Origin of the sequence: Segatella copri (assembly GCF_009494395.1) — a bacterium.
In the GTDB taxonomy this organism is placed as follows: Bacteria; Bacteroidota; Bacteroidia; order Bacteroidales; family Bacteroidaceae; genus Prevotella.
The window spans coordinates 1-20,026 of record NZ_VZCB01000005.1; the positions used below are offsets into that span (position 1 = coordinate 1).

The 20,026-nt window shown below is 47.8% G+C and carries 12 protein-coding genes and 1 tRNA gene; 2 read left to right on the forward strand and 11 right to left on the reverse strand.

Going from position 1 to position 20,026, the window contains the following annotated elements; all coding sequences use genetic code 11:
• Together F7D73_RS00425 and F7D73_RS00430 are read right to left on the reverse strand one after the other, a co-directional pair.
• On the reverse strand, positions 1 to 267 hold a 267-nt coding region (locus tag F7D73_RS00425), incomplete at its 3' end, for an Arm DNA-binding domain-containing protein (RefSeq protein WP_262884862.1).
• A gap of 733 nt (positions 268 to 1,000) precedes the next feature.
• A tRNA-Arg gene (locus tag F7D73_RS00430) sits at positions 1,001 to 1,075 on the reverse strand.
• 382 nt (positions 1,076 to 1,457) lie between these two features.
• On the opposite strand from F7D73_RS00430, the gene F7D73_RS00435 reads away from it, so the two are divergent.
• Together F7D73_RS00435 and F7D73_RS00440 are read left to right on the forward strand one after the other, a co-directional pair.
• Entirely contained in the window at positions 1,458 to 3,101 is a 1,644-nt protein-coding gene (locus tag F7D73_RS00435; protein WP_153121782.1) for a Gfo/Idh/MocA family protein, read from the forward strand.
• 163 nt (positions 3,102 to 3,264) lie between these two features.
• Positions 3,265 to 7,152: a glycoside hydrolase family 2 TIM barrel-domain containing protein gene (locus tag F7D73_RS00440; RefSeq protein WP_437182271.1), complete on the forward strand. Its 3,888-nt coding sequence runs from the start codon at positions 3,265 to 3,267 to the stop codon at positions 7,150 to 7,152.
• A 168-nt stretch (positions 7,153 to 7,320) separates the two neighbouring features.
• On the opposite strand, the gene rpiB is transcribed toward F7D73_RS00440, so the two are convergent.
• The 9 genes from rpiB to F7D73_RS00485 all read right to left on the reverse strand — a co-directional run bounded on the left by rpiB (position 7,321) and on the right by F7D73_RS00485 (position 19,939).
• Positions 7,321 to 7,764, reverse strand: coding sequence for a ribose 5-phosphate isomerase B (rpiB, locus tag F7D73_RS00445; RefSeq protein WP_153121784.1), 444 nt, complete (start codon positions 7,762 to 7,764; stop codon positions 7,321 to 7,323).
• Positions 7,765 to 8,038: 274 nt separating this feature from the next.
• Positions 8,039 to 10,060, reverse strand: a complete 2,022-nt coding sequence (locus F7D73_RS00450; protein ID WP_153121785.1) for a transketolase family protein — start codon at positions 10,058 to 10,060, stop codon at positions 8,039 to 8,041.
• A 147-nt stretch (positions 10,061 to 10,207) separates the two neighbouring features.
• Entirely contained in the window at positions 10,208 to 11,779 is a 1,572-nt protein-coding gene (locus F7D73_RS00455) for an alpha-N-arabinofuranosidase (protein WP_153121786.1), read from the reverse strand.
• Between the two features lie 83 nt (positions 11,780 to 11,862).
• Positions 11,863 to 13,455 carry a xylulokinase gene (locus tag F7D73_RS00460; protein ID WP_153121787.1) on the reverse strand — a complete coding sequence of 531 codons (1,593 nt, stop codon included), beginning with the start codon at positions 13,453 to 13,455 and terminating at the stop codon, positions 11,863 to 11,865.
• Positions 13,456 to 13,546: 91 nt separating this feature from the next.
• Positions 13,547 to 15,088 (reverse strand): L-arabinose isomerase, encoded by a 1,542-nt coding sequence (gene araA / locus F7D73_RS00465; protein ID WP_153121788.1) that lies wholly within the window; start codon positions 15,086 to 15,088, stop codon positions 13,547 to 13,549.
• Positions 15,089 to 15,180: 92 nt separating this feature from the next.
• Positions 15,181 to 15,879, reverse strand: a complete 699-nt coding sequence (locus tag F7D73_RS00470; protein ID WP_153121789.1) for an L-ribulose-5-phosphate 4-epimerase — start codon at positions 15,877 to 15,879, stop codon at positions 15,181 to 15,183.
• Positions 15,880 to 15,947: 68 nt separating this feature from the next.
• Entirely contained in the window at positions 15,948 to 16,628 is a 681-nt protein-coding gene (locus F7D73_RS00475; protein ID WP_153121790.1) for an NUDIX hydrolase, read from the reverse strand.
• Positions 16,629 to 16,858: 230 nt separating this feature from the next.
• Positions 16,859 to 18,583, reverse strand: a complete 1,725-nt coding sequence (locus F7D73_RS00480; RefSeq protein ID WP_153121791.1) for a sodium:solute symporter — start codon at positions 18,581 to 18,583, stop codon at positions 16,859 to 16,861.
• 168 nt (positions 18,584 to 18,751) lie between these two features.
• Positions 18,752 to 19,939: an aldose epimerase family protein gene (locus F7D73_RS00485; RefSeq protein WP_153121792.1), complete on the reverse strand. Its 1,188-nt coding sequence runs from the start codon at positions 19,937 to 19,939 to the stop codon at positions 18,752 to 18,754.
• Between the last annotated feature and the right edge of the window lie 87 nt (positions 19,940 to 20,026).

Here is a 20,026-nt window from a genome sequence, read left to right on the forward strand (position 1 = left end):
CGTTCTCTTTTCCACAAGCACATCGAAAGCCTTTTGGATGGAAAGCAACAACTGCTCGATGTCCTTGTTGGTTTCCACGGCTTCCTTGCTCTTGCCCTCCAATCGGCTGGCACGAGGATTCCAAAGCGATGGAGTGCAAGACAACTTGCAGGAGAACTGCGCCATAGTCCTGTTCACCGTGATGCGTCCCATGATGGGAGCTTTTCCATTCTTGTCCATTCCGCTCTTTTTTAGGTAGAGCAACACCTTGAATTTTTCGATTTTCATAACGCTTACATTTTGAGTGTGCAAATATAATCATTTTGTAAGCGTTCCTTGATACGCAAAACATTGAGAATCAGCGCAATAAAATCCGTTGATGCACAAAGTCGCCTTTCCGCATTGTTACCTGTTTTGCATAGGTAACTGTGGCTCACGATTTAGTAACTGAACTACTTCAATATTCCTCACTCGCTTGCTTTATGCCGATTTGGCAACTTTGTGCAAATCTACTCATTCCCAACTGTTTACGTTCCAACCTCTCTTATTCTCCTTTGGCTGCTTTAGAGCTTTATGTTAAGAAAACTAACTCTATATTTTATGGGGCGCATCTCTATGTTTTGCGGTATGGAAAACTATGTTTTGTCATATAAATCAGCATATTACAAAGTAATAACCGTTTTCGGGAAACTTATTCAGTATTCAGTTATTCAGTTTTTTTTGCTGTTGTTACCATTCTCTGTATATATAGTATATTATATATATATAAATATATATATATAATATAAAGTAATTACTTACAATTTATAACTACAAAATGGGTAACTATCGCGAAAAAAACTGAATAACTGAATACTGAATAACCCTTTAGGCACCATACGTCCTTTTTCTTCGGCCGTTGAGTGTGAGTAAATGTTCCAGAAGTTGTTTATAAAAAAATACAGCCGCAAGTAATTAAACTTGCGGCTGTAAATAACAACCATGACTCTTCACAGAGTCTCCTAAAAAAACTAAAACTGAGTGATTCCGTTGGGGTTCGAACCCAAGACCCACAGCTTAGAAGGCTGTTGCTCTAATCCAACTGAGCTACGGAACCATTTTCCTTAGTCCTTTTTCTTGTTTGCGGCTGCAAAGGTAATACTTTTTCTTGGAACTACCAAATTTTTTTTCAACTATTTCTTAAAAACTCGTTTTTTATAAAGCTTTTGCCCTTCCATCTTCGACCGGTTGGTCAGCTTTATAAACGTCTACGTTTTTAAAATAATTGCTTTATCACCTATTAATTCATAAAAAATCTATAAAAAAAGTTTGTGGTTTCAGAAATTATTTGTAACTTTGTACTGTCATTCAGATTTTTGCCTTGTCTCTTAATGCGACACAAAGACAGACGGAACATCTGAGATGATAAACTGGGGCTTTCAGATGCTCCGAAACCTAATATAAAATATTGCTAACTAACTGTGTCGCAGAATTTAGGGATGAAAATTAAGAGTTTTTTGATTGCGTCTTTGGCTGCATTTTCTCTGACAGCTGGCGCACAGTCTTTGTCACCAAGTACTAAATGGCATTGGGACAAGGGTACAATCGTAGTTGACACACCTGAGCGTCCTGCCGGACAGGAGAACGTATTAGGCTTGAAGGCTCCAAAGTTGCAGACGGTACGTGTGGGCTTTGTGGGTCTGGGAATGCGTGGTCCATGGGCAGTGATGCGTTTCTGCCACATTCCTGGTGTAGAAATCGTTGCCCTTTGTGATTATGAGGAGGCTAGAGCTGAGAAATCTCAGGAGTATCTCCGCAAGGAGGGATTGAAGCCTGCCGACATCTACAGCGGAGCTAAGGGCTACGAGGAGCTGTGCAAGCGCAAGGACATCGACCTGGTTTACATCGCTGCCGACTGGAATCACCATTTCCCAGTGGCTAAGATGGCGATGGAGAACGGCAAGCATACTGCCATCGAGGTGCCTAGTGCAATGAACCTGGAACAGTGCTGGAGCCTGATTGACCTCAGCGAGAAGACACGTCAGCATTGCTTCATTCTGGAGAACTGCTGCTATGACTATTATGAGATGAACGCCCTGGCTATGGCGCAGGACGGTGTTTTCGGAAACATCATCCGTGCTGAGGGTGCTTACATCCACTGTCTGGAGGACTTCTGGAATGCTTACTGGCAGGATCCTAATGACAATGACAAGGACAATCTGCACTGGCGCATGAAGTACAACATGGAGAACCGTGGTGACGTTTATCCTACTCACGGCTTGGGTCCTGTGGCTCAGTGTCTGAACATCCACCGTGGCGACCGCTTTACTACATTGGTTGCAATGGATACGGAATCATTCGTCGGCAAGGACTGGGTTTCAAAGAAGAGCGGCAAGGAGTGCAAGGAGTTCCGCAATGGCGACCACACTACTACCTTGATGCGTACAGCCAAGGGTAAGGTAGTAGAGATTCAGCACAACGTGATGACTCCTCAGCCATACAACCGATTGTTCAAGTTGACCGGAACCAAGGGTTATGCTACCAAGTATCCTACCGAGGAGTTTGCTCTCTCTGGTGATGCTTTGAAGGGTACAGGTGCTCCTCAGATGGACAACCTCAATGCTCACGGATTCATGAACAAGGAGCAGAAGGAAGCGTTGGTGAAGAAGTATTATCATCCTATCCTGAAGAAGTATGGTGAGCTGGGCCGTCAGATGGGTCACGGCGGTATGGACTTCATCATGGATTCTCGATTGGTTTACTGTCTGCAGAACGGTTTGCCATTGGATATGGACGTTTACGACCTGGCTGAGTGGTGCTCACTGGCAGAGTTGGGAGCCATCTCTATGGACAACAACTGTGCACCCGTAGCCTTCCCAGACTTCACCCGTGGTTTCTGGAACAAGGTGCAGGGTTACAAGCACCAGTATGCTTCTCCTGAGGACGAGGCTGCTACCGAGGCAGCTGCCGCTGCTTACACCAAGGCTCAGAAGGCTGCAACAGCCAAGTATAATCTGTGGAAGCTCTACGACGCCGTAGCTGCTGCCAAGAAGGCAAACAATGTAAAGGCAGTGAAGAGCGCAACAGCCAAGTACAAGAAGGCGGTAGTTGCAGCTAAGAAGGCAATGGTTGCCAAGAAGTAAGGATGATCAAGAAATAAAGATAATCATCAGAAAATAAAAATCATTAGAAAATAAGCATCATCAAGAAAAGTTTGCTTCTTGGAAGTATTTGGCTTCCAAGAAGCAAATTTTATAATAACAACATAACTAAATGAATAGATCTTATTTATTACTATTGGCTGGAATGCTCTGTGCTCCAGCTGCCTGGGCAGATGGCACGCTGGGAGGATATTTCTACCAGCAGCAGGAAGCACCAACGGGATGGGAATGGCAAAGTCCTGATTCCGTGGCAGTTAACAAGCTACAGCCACATGCCTGGTTCTTCTCGTTCAGAAATATTGACGAGGCGAGAAAGGTATTGCCGGAAAACAGTTCCTATTGGAAATCACTCGACGGAATGTGGAAATTCCATTGGGCGCCGAATCCTGATGAACGGCCAAAGGACTTTTTCCGTACAGACTATGACGTTTCGAAATGGGACGACATCAAGGTGCCGATGAACTGGAACATGGCTGGACTGCAGAGAGATGGAAAGAACAAGTACGGAGATCCGCTTTACTCCAACCAGCGCGTCATCTTCCAGCACTCCTGGCAGCCGATGAACGACTGGAAGGGTGGAGTGATGCGTACACCGCCAAAAGACTGGATGACCTACCGTAACCGCAACGAGGTGGGCTCCTATCGCAGAACCTTCACCGTGCCAGCCGACTGGAAGGGACAGGAAATCTATCTCAACTTCGACGGAGTGGATTCCTTCTTCTATCTCTACATCAACGGCAAATACGTAGGATTCTCGAAGAACTCCCGAAATCTGGCTGAATTCAATATTACACCTTATTTAAATAAGGAGGGTGAAGAGAATACGGTGGCAGTAGAGGTTTACCGCCATTCTGACGGTTCGTTCCTCGAAAGCCAGGACATGTTCCGACTGCCAGGTATTTTCCGTACCGTGGCGCTGACGGCAAAGCCTCAGGTGCAGGTGAGAGACTTCAAGGCAATTCCTGACCTGGACGAAACCTACAGCAACGCCAAGCTCCACATCACAGCTCAGCTTCAGAACCTATCGAAGAAGGCTATCAAGGGCTACACTATCCAGTATTCGCTCTATGCCAACCGTCTTTATTCTGACGAGAATACCCTGCTCAACGGTGTAACCGCATCGGCTAAGCTCGCAGGCAAGCTGAATGCCAAGGGAGAAATCAGTCTTGAAGCTACGCTGGATGCTGCCAACAAGGTGAACCTTTGGAGTGCAGAAGCGCCTCATCGCTACACGCTGGTGGGCGAGCTGAAGGACGGAAAGGGCAGAACCGTGCAGACTTTCTCTACCTTCGTTGGTTTCAGAAAGGTGGAAATCAAGGAAACTCCGGCAGAAAAGGACGAGTTCGGACTGGCGGGAAGATACTATTATCTGAACGGTCAGCCTATCAAGTTGAAGGGTGTGAACCGTCATGAGAACAATGTCAAGGCAGGCCACACCGTGAGCCGCGAACAGATGGAGCATGAGGTATTCCTGATGAAGCGTGGCAACATCAACCACGTGCGCAACTGCCACTATCCTGATGCTCCATACTGGTATTATCTCTGCGACAAGTACGGAATCTACCTGGAGGACGAGGCTAACATCGAGAGCCATGAGTATTACTATGGCAAGCAGAGTCTGTCTCACGTTCCTGAGTTCCGCAACGCCCACATCGCAAGAAACATGGAGATGGTTCACGCTACAGTCAATCATCCTTCCGTGGTGATCTGGAGTCTGGGTAACGAGGCTGGTCCGGGCAAGACCTTCGTGGACTGCTACAATGCCATCAAGGCTTATGACACCAGTCGCCCGGTTCAGTATGAGCGCAACAACGACATCGTGGACATGGGTTCCAACCAGTATCCATCCATCGCATGGGTGCAGGGAGCCGTTCAGGGCAAGTACAAGCTGAAGTATCCGTTCCACATCTCAGAATATGCGCATTCCATGGGAAATGCCTGCGGAAACCTCATCGACTACTGGGACGCAATAGAGAGCACCAACTTCTTCATGGGTGGCGCCATCTGGGACTGGGTAGACCAGGCACTGGACAAGCAGGATCCTGCTACAGGCAAGACCTACTGGGCTTACGGCGGTGACTTCGGAAAGGACAACAAGCCTAACGACGGAATGTTCTGCATGAACGGAATCATGCGTCCTGACCTCACTCCAAAGGCTCAGTATTTCGAGGTGAAGAAGGTTTACCAGAACGTAGGCGTCAAGGCAATCGACATGAAGCAGGGACAGATTGAAATCTTCAACAAGAACTACTTCGAGCCTCTGAAGAACTATCAGATAGTATGGTCGCTCTATAAGGACGGAGTCTGCGTGAAGAAGAACCAGCCATTGCAGGGAGCCAAGAACATCGTGGGTCCTCGCGAGAAGGGAATCTACACCTTGCCATACGACTATGCAAGTCTTGATGCTAACAGCGAGTACTTCGTGACCGTCCAGTTCCTTCTGGGCAAGGACATGCCTTGGGCCAAGAAGGGTTATCCTCAGATGGAAGAGCAGCTGAGAGTGAAGGGAGCTGATGTTGCCGCACCTACTATCGCTGCTGTTGCCAAGAACGGCAAGGCGATGAAATATCAGCTGGATAAGGCTGCTAAACGTGCCAGCATCACGGGCGAGAACTTCCAGGTGGCTTTCGACCTGAACACCGGAGCCATCTACAGTCTGAAATATGGCAACCAGGAAATCATCAAGGATGGCAATGGTCCTCAGCTGGATGCTTACCGTGCGCCTACAGACAATGATGCAGGAATCGGTTACCACAACGCATGGTTCAAGAACGGACTCTATGACCTGCAGCACGTAGTGAAGAGCTGGACGTGCACTCCTAACAAGAAGGATGGAACCTACAAGCTCGACTTCACCGTGGAGAGCCAGGGCAAGGAAGGCTGCGACGTGAACTATGGCAACCGTGACCGCGACCCAGAGTCTTGTTACAATTTCGAGAAGAACAAGCACGCCCTGACAGATGCTGACCTGAAGTTCACTTCCCGTCAGATCTACACCATCTACAAGGACGGTTCCATCGAAATGCAGAGCGCCATCGGAGCCAACCGCTCTAAGGTAATCCTGCCTCGCATCGGTTACTCTATGGTATTGCCAAGCGAGCTGAACCAGTATGATTACTACGGCCGTGGACCGGTGAACAACTATAACGACCGCAAAACCAGCCAGTTTATCGGTTGGTACCACAGTCCGGTGGCTGAGCAGGGCATTATGCTTCCTAAGCCTCAGGCACAGGGCAACCGCGAGGAGGTTCGCTGGTGCGCAGTTACCAACAGCCAGCAGCAGGGCGTGGTGTTCATCTCCGACAGTACGATGTCGGCTTCGGCTCTCCCTTGGAGCCAGCAGGAGTTGACCTTGGCTGCTCATCCTTATCAGTTGCCAAAGAGCAGCGGAACTCATCTGCACCTGGATGCAAAGGTTACCGGTCTGGGTGGCGCAAGTTGCGGACAGGGTGGTCCTTTGACTCCTGATCAGGTTCGCAGCACTCCAACCACCTTCGGATTCATCATCCGTCCAGCCGTGAAATCAGAGCTTCCAAATCTCGTGAAGGTTTCAGCTACGGGCAGAAAGATGGTGAAGGACATCATGCAGCAGATGAAGCAGAACCAACAGAACACCGGTTTGCAGATTGCCTTTGCTTCCAGCCAGGAGCCTGATGAGGGCGACGCTTCTTATCTGGTAGACGGTGACCCATCAACCATCTGGCACACGATGTATTCCATCACCTTGGCGAAGTATCCTCACTGGGTTGACTTCGATGCTGGTAAGCAGAAGGTAATCAAGGGCTTCACTTACCTGACCCGTCAGGACGGTTCGCTGAATGGTTGCATCAAGGATTACGAAATCTATGTAAGCAACGACAACAAGACTTGGGGTGAGCCTGTTGCAAAGGGCAGTTTTGAGAAGACCGCCAAGCTGCAGAAGGTAATGTTCGGAAAGCCAGTCAAGGCCCGCTATGTACGTTTGCGTGCACTGAATGAACAGAGCGGTCAGGACTATGCTTCCGGAGCTGAGTTCACTCTTGTAACGGAATAAAAAGCCCACATGCCCAGAACCAACGGTCACCGGCCGAAGGGAAAGGTAAAGGGCAGAAGCTTTAAATTACCCCATATATACAAATCGCCCTGAAATGAGTTGAGTTTCATTTCAGGGCGATATTTTTTTGAAAACCTTTTTTAAAAATCCTTTCAATTCAGACTGGGATTAGTGCTGAACAGGGATTTTCTTAACGCGGCGCTCATGACGACCACCTTCGAATGTGGTGCTGAAGAACTCGTCGAGAATAGTCTCAGCGGTCTTGTTGTCAACGAAACGGCCAGGAAGAACCAAAACATTGGCATCATTATGCTGACGAACAAGATGAGCAATCTCCTTGCACCATGCCAAACCGGCACGCACACCTTGATGCTTGTTCAATGTCATGGCAATACCTTCACCACTGCCACAAATACCAATACCAGGATAAACCTCACCGCTCTCAATGCCTTCAGCAAGAGCGTGACCAAAGTCTGGATAGTCTACACTAGCATCGCTATAAGTACCGTAATCCTTTACAGGATAACCCTTCTTTTCCAAATATTCCAAAACGAACTGCTTCAATGGAAAACCTGCATGGTCGCATGCAATACCAACTGTCTTTACTTCCATAATACTTAAGTTTTTTGATTGAAGAACGAAGAGTGGGGAGTGAAGAATTCAAATCCTTTTTCTCTCGCATACCTGCTTCATCGCTTCACCAGGTTAATAAAATATATAGAGGGATAAGATTCTGTATTCATCTTACATGAAACACGAAACACAACCCTCCTGATAAATATGAAAAGGAGAGTGAAGAGCGAATAGCTGAAGATGATTCAAAAGATTATCCGAAAATAAAAACTATTGAATTCTTCACTCTTCGTTCTTCACTCTTCACTTAACTTTATGCTTCAGCCAAGAAAGCCTTTACCTGCTTGTAAACGTTCTCGCCTGTATAGCCGAGCTTCTCATCAAGTACCTTGTAAGGAGCTGAGAAACCGAAGCTCTCCATACCCCAAACCTTACCGTTGGCGCCTACGAGACCCTGGAGTGTTACAGGAAGACCGGCAGTCATACCGAAGATCTTAGCGTTCTTTGGCAATACGCTCTCCTGATATTCCTTGCTCTGACCGCGGAACAAGCCCTCTGATGGAGCACTTACCACGCGAACCTTGATGCCATCAGCACGCAAAGCCTCGCAACCAGCCTCCAATGTAGAAACCTCAGAACCGCTAGCTACCAGGATAACGTCTGGATTCTCGTCGCTGCCTGCTACGATGTAAGCACCCTTGGCTGCCTGCTCATAGTCTGTTCCCTCTGGCAACTTAGCGATGCCCTGGCGAGAGAAGATCAAAGCTGTAGGAGTCTCAACATTCTCCATAGCGAGCTTCCAGCAAACGGTAGTCTCGTCAGCATCAGCTGGACGGAATACGCGGACGCTGTCCTTACCTGCGTGGTTCTTCAACTTCTCCATCAAGCGGATCTGTGCCTCCTGCTCAACTGGCTCGTGAGTTGGTCCATCCTCACCAACGCGGAATGCATCGTGAGTCCAGATGAACTTCACAGGAACCTGCATCAGGGCTGCGAGACGTACAGCTGGCTTCATATAATCAGAGAATACGAAGAATGTACCCATTGCTGCAACCACACCACCGTGGAGCATCATACCGATACACATATCAGCCATTGTCAACTCAGCAACACCTGCCTGGAAGAAAGCACCTGAGAAATCACCACGAACGATGCTCTTGGTCTTCTTCAAGAAACCATCTGTCTTATCTGAGTTAGAAAGGTCAGCAGATGCACAGATCATGTTAGGAACCTGCTCTGCCAAAACACCGAGACAAGCAGCAGAAGCAGCACGTGTAGCTGAACCAGCCTTCTGCTCAACCTTGCTCCAATCTACCTTAGGAGCCTTGCCGCTGAACCACTCATCCATCTGAGCAGCCTTCTCTGGGTTAGCCTTGCGCCACTCAGCCTCTGCAGCCTTGCGCTCAGCAACGATCTTCTTCAACTCCTCAGCACGCTTTGCGTAGATCTCCTTTACATCGTCGAAGATAACGAATGCATTCTCAGGATCACCACCGAGGTGCTTGATAGTATTTACGTATGCGTCGCCACCGAGAGGAGCACCGTGAGTGTTGATGCAAGCCTCGTAGCTTGTGCCGTCTGCGCGGAGGGCACCCTTACCCATTACAGTCTTACCGATGATGAGGGTAGGGCGATCCTGCTCCTTCTGGGCAGCATCGAGAGCCTCACGAATCTGAGCCACGTCGTTACCGTTGATCTTGATGACATTCCAGCCCCAAGCCTTGTACTTCATCTCTGTATCCTCGTTCATTACAACGCCACACTCTGTAGAGAGCTGGATGTCGTTAGAATCGTAGAACATGATAAGGTTGTTCAAACCGAGGTTACCAGCGATACGACCAACACCCTGAGAGATTTCCTCCTCTACAGCACCATCAGAAATGTATGCGTAAATCTTGTGCTGCATCATAGTAGAACCCAGACGAGCCTCGAGGAACTTCTCAGCAACAGCTGCACCAGCTGCGAGGGCGTGACCCTGACCGAGAGGACCTGATGAGTTTTCAATACCACGCTCAAGGTCGAGCTCTGGGTGACCTGGAGTTACAGAACCCCACTGGCGGAACTGCTTGAGGTCTTCCATAGAGAAGAAACCACGCATAGCCAAACCAGCATAGAGCATTGGGCTCATGTGACCTGGGTCGAGGAAGAAGCGGTCACGACCAGTCCATGTTGGATCTGCTGGATCATAAACCAAGTACTCAGCGAAGAGTACGTTGATGAAATCAGAACCACCCATAGCACCACCTGGGTGACCAGAGTTTGCCTTTTCTACCATTGAAGCAGCCAAAATACGGATATTATCTGCTGCATGATTCATTACTTTAATGTCGTTCATAACACAAATTACTTTATTTTGTTATTATTGATTATTTTCTGCTGAAATATTCCTTTGACAATTCTGTTTCAGAATGTCGAACAGTTTGTTCATCAGCTCCTTATATGAAAAGAGCTGATGAAATTTAGATTTTACCCTACAAATATACTACTTTATTTTCAAAACTACGATAGATTTTGCAGGAATTTTAACCTTGAGGGTATTTTTCTTGACTTTTGCATCCTTGAACACGGCAGGCTTCACTACCTCAGGGTGCTCAAAATCATTATAGTCGGTCACCTTCTTGCAAGATAGAATCTGTCCGTTTACAGCCTTTGGAGCAGCTGCGCCATCCAGTTTGAACTCAACTTCCTGAGCCTTGTCAAGACTTACATTTGCAAGAGAAACCACGATGGTTCCGTCTGCCTTCTTGGCAGCAGATGTAGAAACCAGAGGAATCTTTCTGCCGTCCTTCGCATGGCTGTCACCACGAACGTCCATAGAGTCGCACTTCACGTCCATTGGGAGATAGGTAGCCTCCTGGAAGTCCTTGTACATGTTGAAAACATGATAGGTAGGAGTCAGAACCATGTGACCGGTTCCCTTGGTGTCGGTGAGAATCATAGACTGGAGCACGTTGACCACCTGAGCGATGTTTGCCATCTTGATGCGGTCAGCATGGCGATGGAAGACATTGAGCGAGAGGGCTGCCACGAAAGCATCGCGCATGGAGTTCTGCTGATAGAGGTGGCCCTTGATGGTTCCTGGTTCCTCATCCCACCAGGTTCCCCATTCATCAACGAGCAGACCAATCTGCTTCTTTGGGTCAGCCTTGTCCATGATGGCTTCGTGCTTCTTGATGACATCCTCAATGCCGAGGCACTTGCCCATGGTCCAGTAGTAATCGTCGTTGTCGAACTTGGTAGCCGAACCCTTGCTGCCTTCCCAGCCGGTTACTGTATAATAATGTAAGGAGATTCCGTTGGCACGATGACCAACACGGTCCATCAGCACCTTGGTCCAGTTGTAATCGTAGTCGCTGGCTCCGGAAGCAACCTTGTAGAGTTCGTTGCCATCATAGTTGCGGCAATAAACAGAGTAACGGCGGAAGAGGTCAGAGTAGTATTCTGGGCGCATGTTGCCACCGCAGCCCCAGCTCTCATTACCCACACCGAGGTACTTTACCTTCCAAGCCTTGTCGCGACCGTTCTGTCGGCGGAGCTTAGCCATAGGTGTATCGCCGTCGCTGGTCATGTATTCTACCCACTTGGCAAGTTCCTCAACGGTTCCCGAACCCACGTTTCCGCTGATGTAAGGCTCGCAACCCAACATTTCGCAGAGATTCAGGAACTCATGAGTACCGAAGGAATTGTCTTCGATGGTTCCACCCCAGTTGTTGTTCTGCATCTTAGGACGATTTTCACGTGGGCCGATTCCGTCCATCCAGTGATACTCGTCTGCGAAACATCCTCCAGGCCATCTTAATACAGGCACTTTCAAGTCCTTGAGAGCTTGGAGCACGTCGTTACGGTAACCTTGTGTGTTAGGAATCTTGGAATCAGGACCTACCCAGAGTCCACCATAGATGCAGCTACCGAGATGCTCGGCAAACTGTCCGTAAATCTCTTTATTAATTTTCTGCTTGCCTTGGTTGGCATGAATTGTTCCGGTTACATTCTGAGCCTGTGCGGTGAATGCAACTGCTGCAGAAAGCAATGTGGTTGCGAAAAGTTTCTTCATTATCTTATAAGTTTTATTTTTATTGTTCTTTTATAAGAATACGTTTGTGGAGACTGATTCCCCACAAACGTATTGATATTTTGTTAGTTTTTGTTCTCAACAGCTGCCTTTTCAATGGCAAGACCTGCCTTGTAGGTCTCAATATACTTGTCGAAACCAGCTACGTCTTCTGCAGTAGGCGCGATTTCAACACCAGTATTGCCGGCAAATACCTTCTTGTCGAGGTAATCAGCCAGGCTCAACTTCTCGGCATTGTTTACGAGGTAGCCTGCGAGCAGGGCAATACCCCATGCACCACCTTCGCCTGCTGTCTCCATCACAGAGATAGGGGAGTTGATGGCTGCAGCGAGGATGCGCTGACCTACACCCTTGGTCTTGAACAAACCGCCATGACCGGTGATGCGGTCTACCTGTACCTTCTCGTCCTTGAACAATACATCGTTACCAATCTTCAATACAGCTACTGAAGCATAGAGGTTGGCACGCATGAAGTTGGCGAGGTTGAAGTGGTCGTTGGCTGAACGTACGAACATTGGGCGACCTTCTGCCAAACCGGTTACAGGCTCACCAGAGATATAGTTGTAAGCAATCAAACCACCGCAATCAGCATCGCCTTCGAGAGCGTGGTTGTAGAGTTTGCCGAATACCTCGTTCATATCCACAGGTACACCGAGCAACTCCTGGTACTGCTTGAACAAACCAACCCATGCATTGAGGTCAGAAGTACAGTTGTTGCAGTGAACCATGGCAACAGGACTACCATCTGGAGTTGTCACCATATCAATGACTTCGTAAGGTTGGCTCAAGGCTTTCTCCAATACGATCATAGAGAAAGAAGAAGTACCTGCACTTACGTTACCGGTGCGCTGACGGACAGCGTTGGTAGCCACCATACCTGTGCCAGCATCACCCTCTGGAGGACAGAGAGGAACACCAGCCTGGAGAGTGCCTGATGGGTCGAGCTTCTTAGCACCTTCCTCGGTCAGGGCGCCAGCGTCTTCGCCTGCGTTCAAGACCTCAGGGAGAATGTCGAGAATCTTCCAGCCCAGGTTCTTAGGCTCGATGAGCTTATCGAACTTAGCCACCATCTCTGCATCGTAGTTGTTGGTGTTGGAATCGATAGGGAGCATACCTGATGCGTCGCCTACGCCCAAAACCTTCTTGCCTGTGAGCTGCCAGTGGATATAACCGGCGAGAGTGGTAAGGAAGTCAATCTTGTTGATGTGGTCCTCACCATTCAGGATAGCCTGATATACGTGAGAGATACTCCAACGCAATGGGATGTTGAAGTGGAAGAGCTCTGAAAGTTCAGCTGCAGCCTTGGCTGTATTGGTGTTACGCCATGTGCGGAAAGGAACGAGAATGTTCTCATCCTTACCGAAAGCCATGTAGCCGTGCATCATCGCAGAAATACCGATGGCAGCCAACTGCTTAATTTCACAGTCGTACTCAGCCTTCACGTTCTTGCGGAGGTCGGCATAACAATCCTGCAAACCTTTCCAGATTGTGTCGATGCTGTAAGTCCAGAGACCATCAACCAACTGGTTTTCCCACTCAAAGCTACCCTGTGCGATAGGGTTGTTGTCGGTGTCAATCAAGACAGCCTTGATTCGGGTAGAGCCAAACTCAATACCGAGAATTGCCTTACCTGATTCTATAATAGTTTTTGCGCTCATTATACTTTCATTCTTTAATGTAAAGAACAAAGGGTAAAGTCTTGAAAATCATTCGAATTCTTCACTCTTCGTTCTTCACTATTCACTTAAATTATCTCAACGCCTTGTTGAGCATGTAATAAATCTCGTTGTTGCGGAGCTGCTGCTTGAAGCTGCTGATAGTTGTGTTCTTGTCGATGTTGACGAACTCAATACCCAGGATCTCGCAGAAGTCCTCCCAGTACTCAGCAGTGATGTCGTAAGAGAATGCACTGTGGTGAGTACCACCAGCGAGGATCCAAGCACCTGCACCAATCTCGAAGGTTGGCTGTGGAACCCAGAGAGCTGAAGCTACAGGGAGCTTAGGCATTGCCTTTGGCTCGATGCACTCTACCTCACTTGCGATGAGACGGAAACGGTTGCCGAGGTCAACTACAGTTGCCTTAACACCCTTACCTGTCTTAGAAGTGAACACGAGGCGAGCAGTCTGCTGCTTGCGGATACCGATGCCGAGGAAGTGAACCTCAAGCTTTGGCTTATCTGAAGCGATCAATGGGCAAACCTCGAGCATGTGGCTCTGGAGGCTAGATGTGCGGTCGGCAGCGAAGTTGAGTGTATAGTCCTCGAGGAATGAGCAACCCTTCTCCAAGCCCTGGTTCATTACCCAGAGTGTGCGGTAGAGGCAAGCTGTCTTCCAGTCACCCTCAGCACCGAAACCATAACCCTCTGCCATCAGGCGCTGTGAAGCCAAACCAGGAATCTGGTCGAAACCGCAGAAGTTTGGATCGTCGATGTCAGCATCGCCGAGGTCATCGAAGTTGGTTGTGAATGCTACTGCGTTCTCATCCTTCAATACGCGACGGAGAGCGATCTCAGCCTTAGCAGCGTTCTTCACCTTCTCCCAGTAAACTTCCTCGCCAGACTCATCGATCTTGATGGTGTATTCCTTCTTGTACTCCTCAACGAGAGCATCTGCCTCAGCATCAGTTACCTTCTTGTAGTACTCCATGAGTGAAGATACTGGGTAGTAATCTACATGGTAACCCAAGCGCTGCTCGAACTCTACGCGGTCGCCATCTGTAACGGCTACGTTGTTCATGTTCATACCGAACATCAAGCAGCGTACGTTGTGAGCATCAGCAACACCTGCAGCTACGCGAGCCCATGTAGCAATCTGCTTCTGAGCCTCTTCGCTCTTCCAGTAACCTACAACTACCTTTCTAGGGATGCGCATACGGGTGCAGATGTGACCGAACTCGATGTCGCCGTGAGCTGACTGGTTGAGGTTCATGAAGTCCATATCGATAGAATCCCAAGGGAGTTCTGCGTTGTACTGAGTATGGAAATGGAGGAGAGGCTTCTCGAGAGCCTGCAAGCCCTTGATCCACATCTTAGCTGGAGAGAAGGTGTGCATCCATGTGATGATACCTACGCACTTCTCATCGTTGTTGGCAGCCTTCATGACAGCCTCTACTTCTGCAGAAGAGTTAGCTGTGCCCTTGTAAACTACCTTGATTGGGATGATGCCACTGTTGTTCAGACCATCTACCATGTCCTTTGAGTGACCATCTACTATCTTAACTGTCTCGCCTCCGTAAAGAAGCTGTGCACCAGTTACAAACCATACCTCTAAATTCTCAAATGCCTTGATCATGATTGTTTTTTTGTTAAATTGTTATTGTTGTTTGAATTTTGAAAATCTTATTTCTTGCACCAATGAATCATTAAGCTTGATTGCCTCTTCAATTAGTGCTTCTTCTGTCCGTAGTAAGCGTTAGGACCGTGCTTGCGGTTGAAGTGCTTCTCTACGAGCAATGGATTCATGGTGGTGTTTGGATTCACGCTGAATGAAATGAACGCCATCTTTGCCACCTGCTCGGCTACCACTGCGTGATAAACAGCTTGGTCAGCATCCTTACCCCATGTGAAAGGACCGTGATTCTTGACCAATACGCCTGGAGTGTGAACCGGGTTGATGTTGTCCTTCTTGAAGCGGTCAACGATAACCACACCTGTGTTGTACTCATACTCAGCCATCATATCCTCTGTCATTGCATCAGTGCAAGGAATGCAGTCGTGGAAATAGTCTGCGTGGGTTGTACCGATGTTAGGGATGTCCAAACCTGCCTGAGCCCAGGCTGTAGCATAAGTAGAATGAGTATGAACTACGCCACCCAACTCAGGGAATGCACGGTAGAGCACCAGGTGGGTAGGAGTGTCTGAAGATGGATTCAAGTCACCCTCAACTACCTTACCTGTTTCCAAGTCAACTACTACCATGTCGCTAGCCTTCATGGTGTCGTAATCTACGCCAGATGGCTTGATGACAACCAGACCCTTCTCGCGGTCGATTCCGCTTACATTTCCCCATGTGAAGAGCACGAGGTTGTGCTTCACCAGGTCAAGGTTTGCCTTGAACACTTTTTCTTTTAATTCTTCTAACATAATATCTTGAGTTTTAAGTTATTCTCTTTATTATCTATTGGCTCTCCCATGAAGAGCCTGCTTTTGTTCTATTTCAAGTTGAACGATGGGTCTTCCTCGTATGCTTTCTTGTTGAAGCGATAGAGGGCTGCACCTCGTTTCGATGTGACCTTATCGATGAGTTCTGTCTTTTCGATGAAGTCAATATCCTTCACGCGCTTGCGGAAGTTGCGCTTGTCAATCTCTTCTCCCATTACCGCCTCGAACACATGCTGAAGCTGTGTCAGCGTAAAGAGATCAGGGAGGAGCTTGAAGCTCAGTGGTTCATGATTGATGCGACGGCGAATCTGACAGATGGCGTCGTGAATCATGATTCTGTGGTCTGAATAGAGAGCTGGAAGTTCATTCAGGCTGACCCATTCCAAACCATGCTCAATACGGAGACTGTCGTCGTAGTCTACCACATTGATGAGGGCGCAGTAGGCGATGGAAATAACTCGCTCACCTGGGTCACGGTCGATGCGGCCGAATGCACCCACTTGTCTTATATAGAGGTTCTTCATTCCAGTAAGCTCCAGGATGACTCGATTGGCTGCATCTTCCAGATTTTCTGTTGCGCCAACGAAACCTCCATAGAGTGACCATTCGCCACGTCCTGGGTCCATTTGGCGTTTTCCAATCAAAACTTGCAAGTTGCTACCGTCGAATCCGAAGATAATACAATCCACGGATACTAAAACCTTGGAGTATTCGTTATAAAACTGCGTCATGGTCTTTTGTTGAGTTTATGTTAAGATTCAAAGAATGTTTATTTCGTTATTGTTATTTCATCAGGTCGCTCCTTGGAGCGTTTGAATATTGAGAAAAGTTGGGAGTCGGAAGGAGAAGAAAGGAAGAATGTCATCCATAGGAGATTTCTCTAAAAGATCCAGTCCAAAGGAAAACTTCCTGTTCCTAACTTCCAACTCCTAACTTTTATATATTTACCGGTAACTGAATATTACCAGAAGTATGCGTAGAATGCAGCGCAGAGACCGATTACTACGAGTGTACCAATGATGTCGAAGGCACTCCAGCTTTCACGGATTGACTTCTTGAAGTCGGATGTGAAGGTGATTGCCTCTACCTGCTCCTTGCTTGGAGCTGGAGTGAAGCAGCTCACTACTACCATGAAGATGATGAGGAAGACGAGCAACCAGCACTCGAATACCAACCAGTTGGTCTGCCAGAACCATGCGGTGTAATCCCAGAATGCACCATCCATTGTTGCCTTACCTGTATCAGTAATGACATTGGTAACGAGACGGAGCATACCGATGAGGAAACCGGTAATCATGGTGTATTCACCAGCCTTTGGAGTAATCTTCTTGAAGAAAATACCCATCGCAAATACGGCTACCATGGCTGGAGCGAGGAGTGACTGAATACCCTGGAGATAATTGTACAATGTATCCATCTTCATCATGATTGGTAACCATGCGAAACCGAGAACAACAACTACTACGGTAGCGATACGGCCAACGAGTACGTAGTGAGCCTCAGACATTCCCTTCTTCAATGGCTTATAGAAGTCCTCGGTGAAGAGGGTAGCACAGCTGTTGAAGAATGCTGCCAATGAAGCAACCAATGCACAGATGAAACCGATGGTTACGATTCCCTTGATACCTGCAGGAAGCACGGTCTTTACCATGATGGCGAAGGCTGCGTCAGTCTCGTTCATCTGAATAGCGCCCTTCTGAGCCAAGGCTGCTGCAATCATACCTGGAATGAGGAACATGAAGCAAGGGAGAACCTTGAAGAAACCGGCTGCGATAGTACCGCGGCGAGCACGCTTCATAACCTCTACGTTGCTTTCGCCAGGAACCTGACCGAGTACACGCTGAACGATATGCTGGTCAGTACACCAGTACCAGAAACCAATGATGGTTGCACCGATGAATACTACGAAACCTGGATACTCCTGATACATAGAGTCACCTGCCTCCCAGTGGAACATGTGAGTAGTACCATAACCGTTGTTCAACTTGCCGCAGTAGTCCATCATGTCAGCCCAACCTGCAGAAATGCTTCCACCGCCGAGGGTAGAGAGACCGAGGAAGAGTACGAGGAATGAACCGATGACGAGGATAGGAGTCTGGATGGTAGACAAGGTCATCACACCCTTCATACCGCCGAATACGGTAAAGATGGTAGTGAGGATGATCAAGCCGATAGCACCTACCCAGAAGTTCAAGCCCCAGAGATACTCGAAGAAAATACCACCGGTAAGAGCGGTAACGCTCACCTTGGTGAGGATGTAAGCAACGAGGGTGATGATAGAGAGCCATGAACCTGTACGCTGTGTGTAGCGGAACTTCAGGAAGTCAGGCATGGTAATAATCTTACCCATCTTGTTGATGAGCAACTGATAGAATGGTACGAACAACCAACCCAGGATGAGGATCATCCAACCCTGCATCTCCCAGTGAGCCATACCTACACCACTCTTGGCACCAGTACCAGCCAAACCGACGAGGTGCTCAGAACCAATATTGGCAGCAAAGATAGCCATACCGATTACATACCATGGCTCACCCTTACCGAAGAGGTAAGCTGAAGAGTCTTCGCCCTTCTGTGCCTTTCTGTCTTTCACGATCGCATGCCAGACAGCCCAGATAACGCCGATAACACCAATGGCGAGTACTGCCCAATCAAGCCATACGAATTCTGTTGAATTCCAATTCATAATTACTATAAGATTGTTTGTTTATTATTTGTTTGTTTATTCTTTCTTTTATTGGATGCTTTATCCTTGTTATGGGATACTTTATCCTTTTCGGATGCTTTATCCCGTATGCGTTCCGGCAGATTTGCAATCCGCCGGCAAGCAAGTTGTCAATAGTTTGACCTTTCCTTACTTCTTTACGCTGAACTTGTAGACGAGGTGAGAGTAATACTTCTCTCCTGGCTTCAAGGTTGCATCAGTCCAGTCCTTCACGCCCTGAGCAATCTTGGTAGGAGAGTCTGGATACTTCTGGCTCTCGAAGCAGACGCTCACGTGCTTAGGATATTTGATTCCGTGCTTGCAGGCAATACCTGTTCCCTGGAAGTTACCGGTGTAAACCTGGATTCCTGGCTCGTTGGTGAATACTTCGAGGAGGATTCCGCTCTTAGGAGAGTAGAGGCTGGCGCAAACAGTCTTGTCATCGCCCTTGCCATCCTTATAGGTGTTCAAGCACCAGTTATGGTCGTAACCAGTAGCGTTCTTAATCTGGTCGAAGCTGTAATCTACCTTCTTGCCAATCTCTGTTGGAGTACGGAAATCCATTGGAGTTCCTTCTACGTCCTTAATCTCTCCTGTTGGAATGTAAAGAGAATCTGCAGGTGTGAACTTATCAGCATTGATGTACATAACCTGGTCGAAACCTTCCTTAGATGGGTCGCCATTCAGGTTGAAGTAGCTATGGTTTGTCATGTTGACCACAGTCTCCTTATCGGTAGTTGCACCAAACTCAATGTCAAGCGTATTGTCGCTCTTTACTGTATATTTAGCAGTAGCAGTTACGTTGCCTGGGAAACCATTCTCACCATCCTTCGCATTGATGGTAAAGGTTACAGAAGAATCGTTCTTCTCAGTAATGTCGTATACCTGGTTCAACCAACCGGTAGCACCACCACCGTGCAGGCAGTTGCCATTGTCATTTGCCTTCAACTGATAGGTAGAACCTGCAAGTGAAAGCTTGGCATCCTTGATGCGGTTAGCGTAACGACCTACTGATGAACCATAATCAGAAGGAGAGTTAAGCGTATCTGCATACTGATGGATATTGTCATAACCAAGAACTACATCAGTTGGCTTGCCGTCCTTGTCTGGGACAGAGATTGAAACCACACGTCCACCATAGTTGGTGAGACATACCTCCATGCCGTTGGCATTCTTGAGGGTTACTAACTCAGTCTTCTTTCCCAATACGGTTGAATCGAAATCTGCAGGATTCAAACCAGACTGTGTAAGACTAGCGTTGTTGCTTGATGAACAAGCAGAGAGGGTAGCGATTGCCGCAAAACCTACTCCCATGAAAAGGGTCTTAAATGTACTCATTTTTAGGCTGTTTTTAATTGTTTACTTTATTTTGGGTGTAAAATTACAATTTTATTTCGAAACGGCAATAGTTTTCCCTAACTTTTT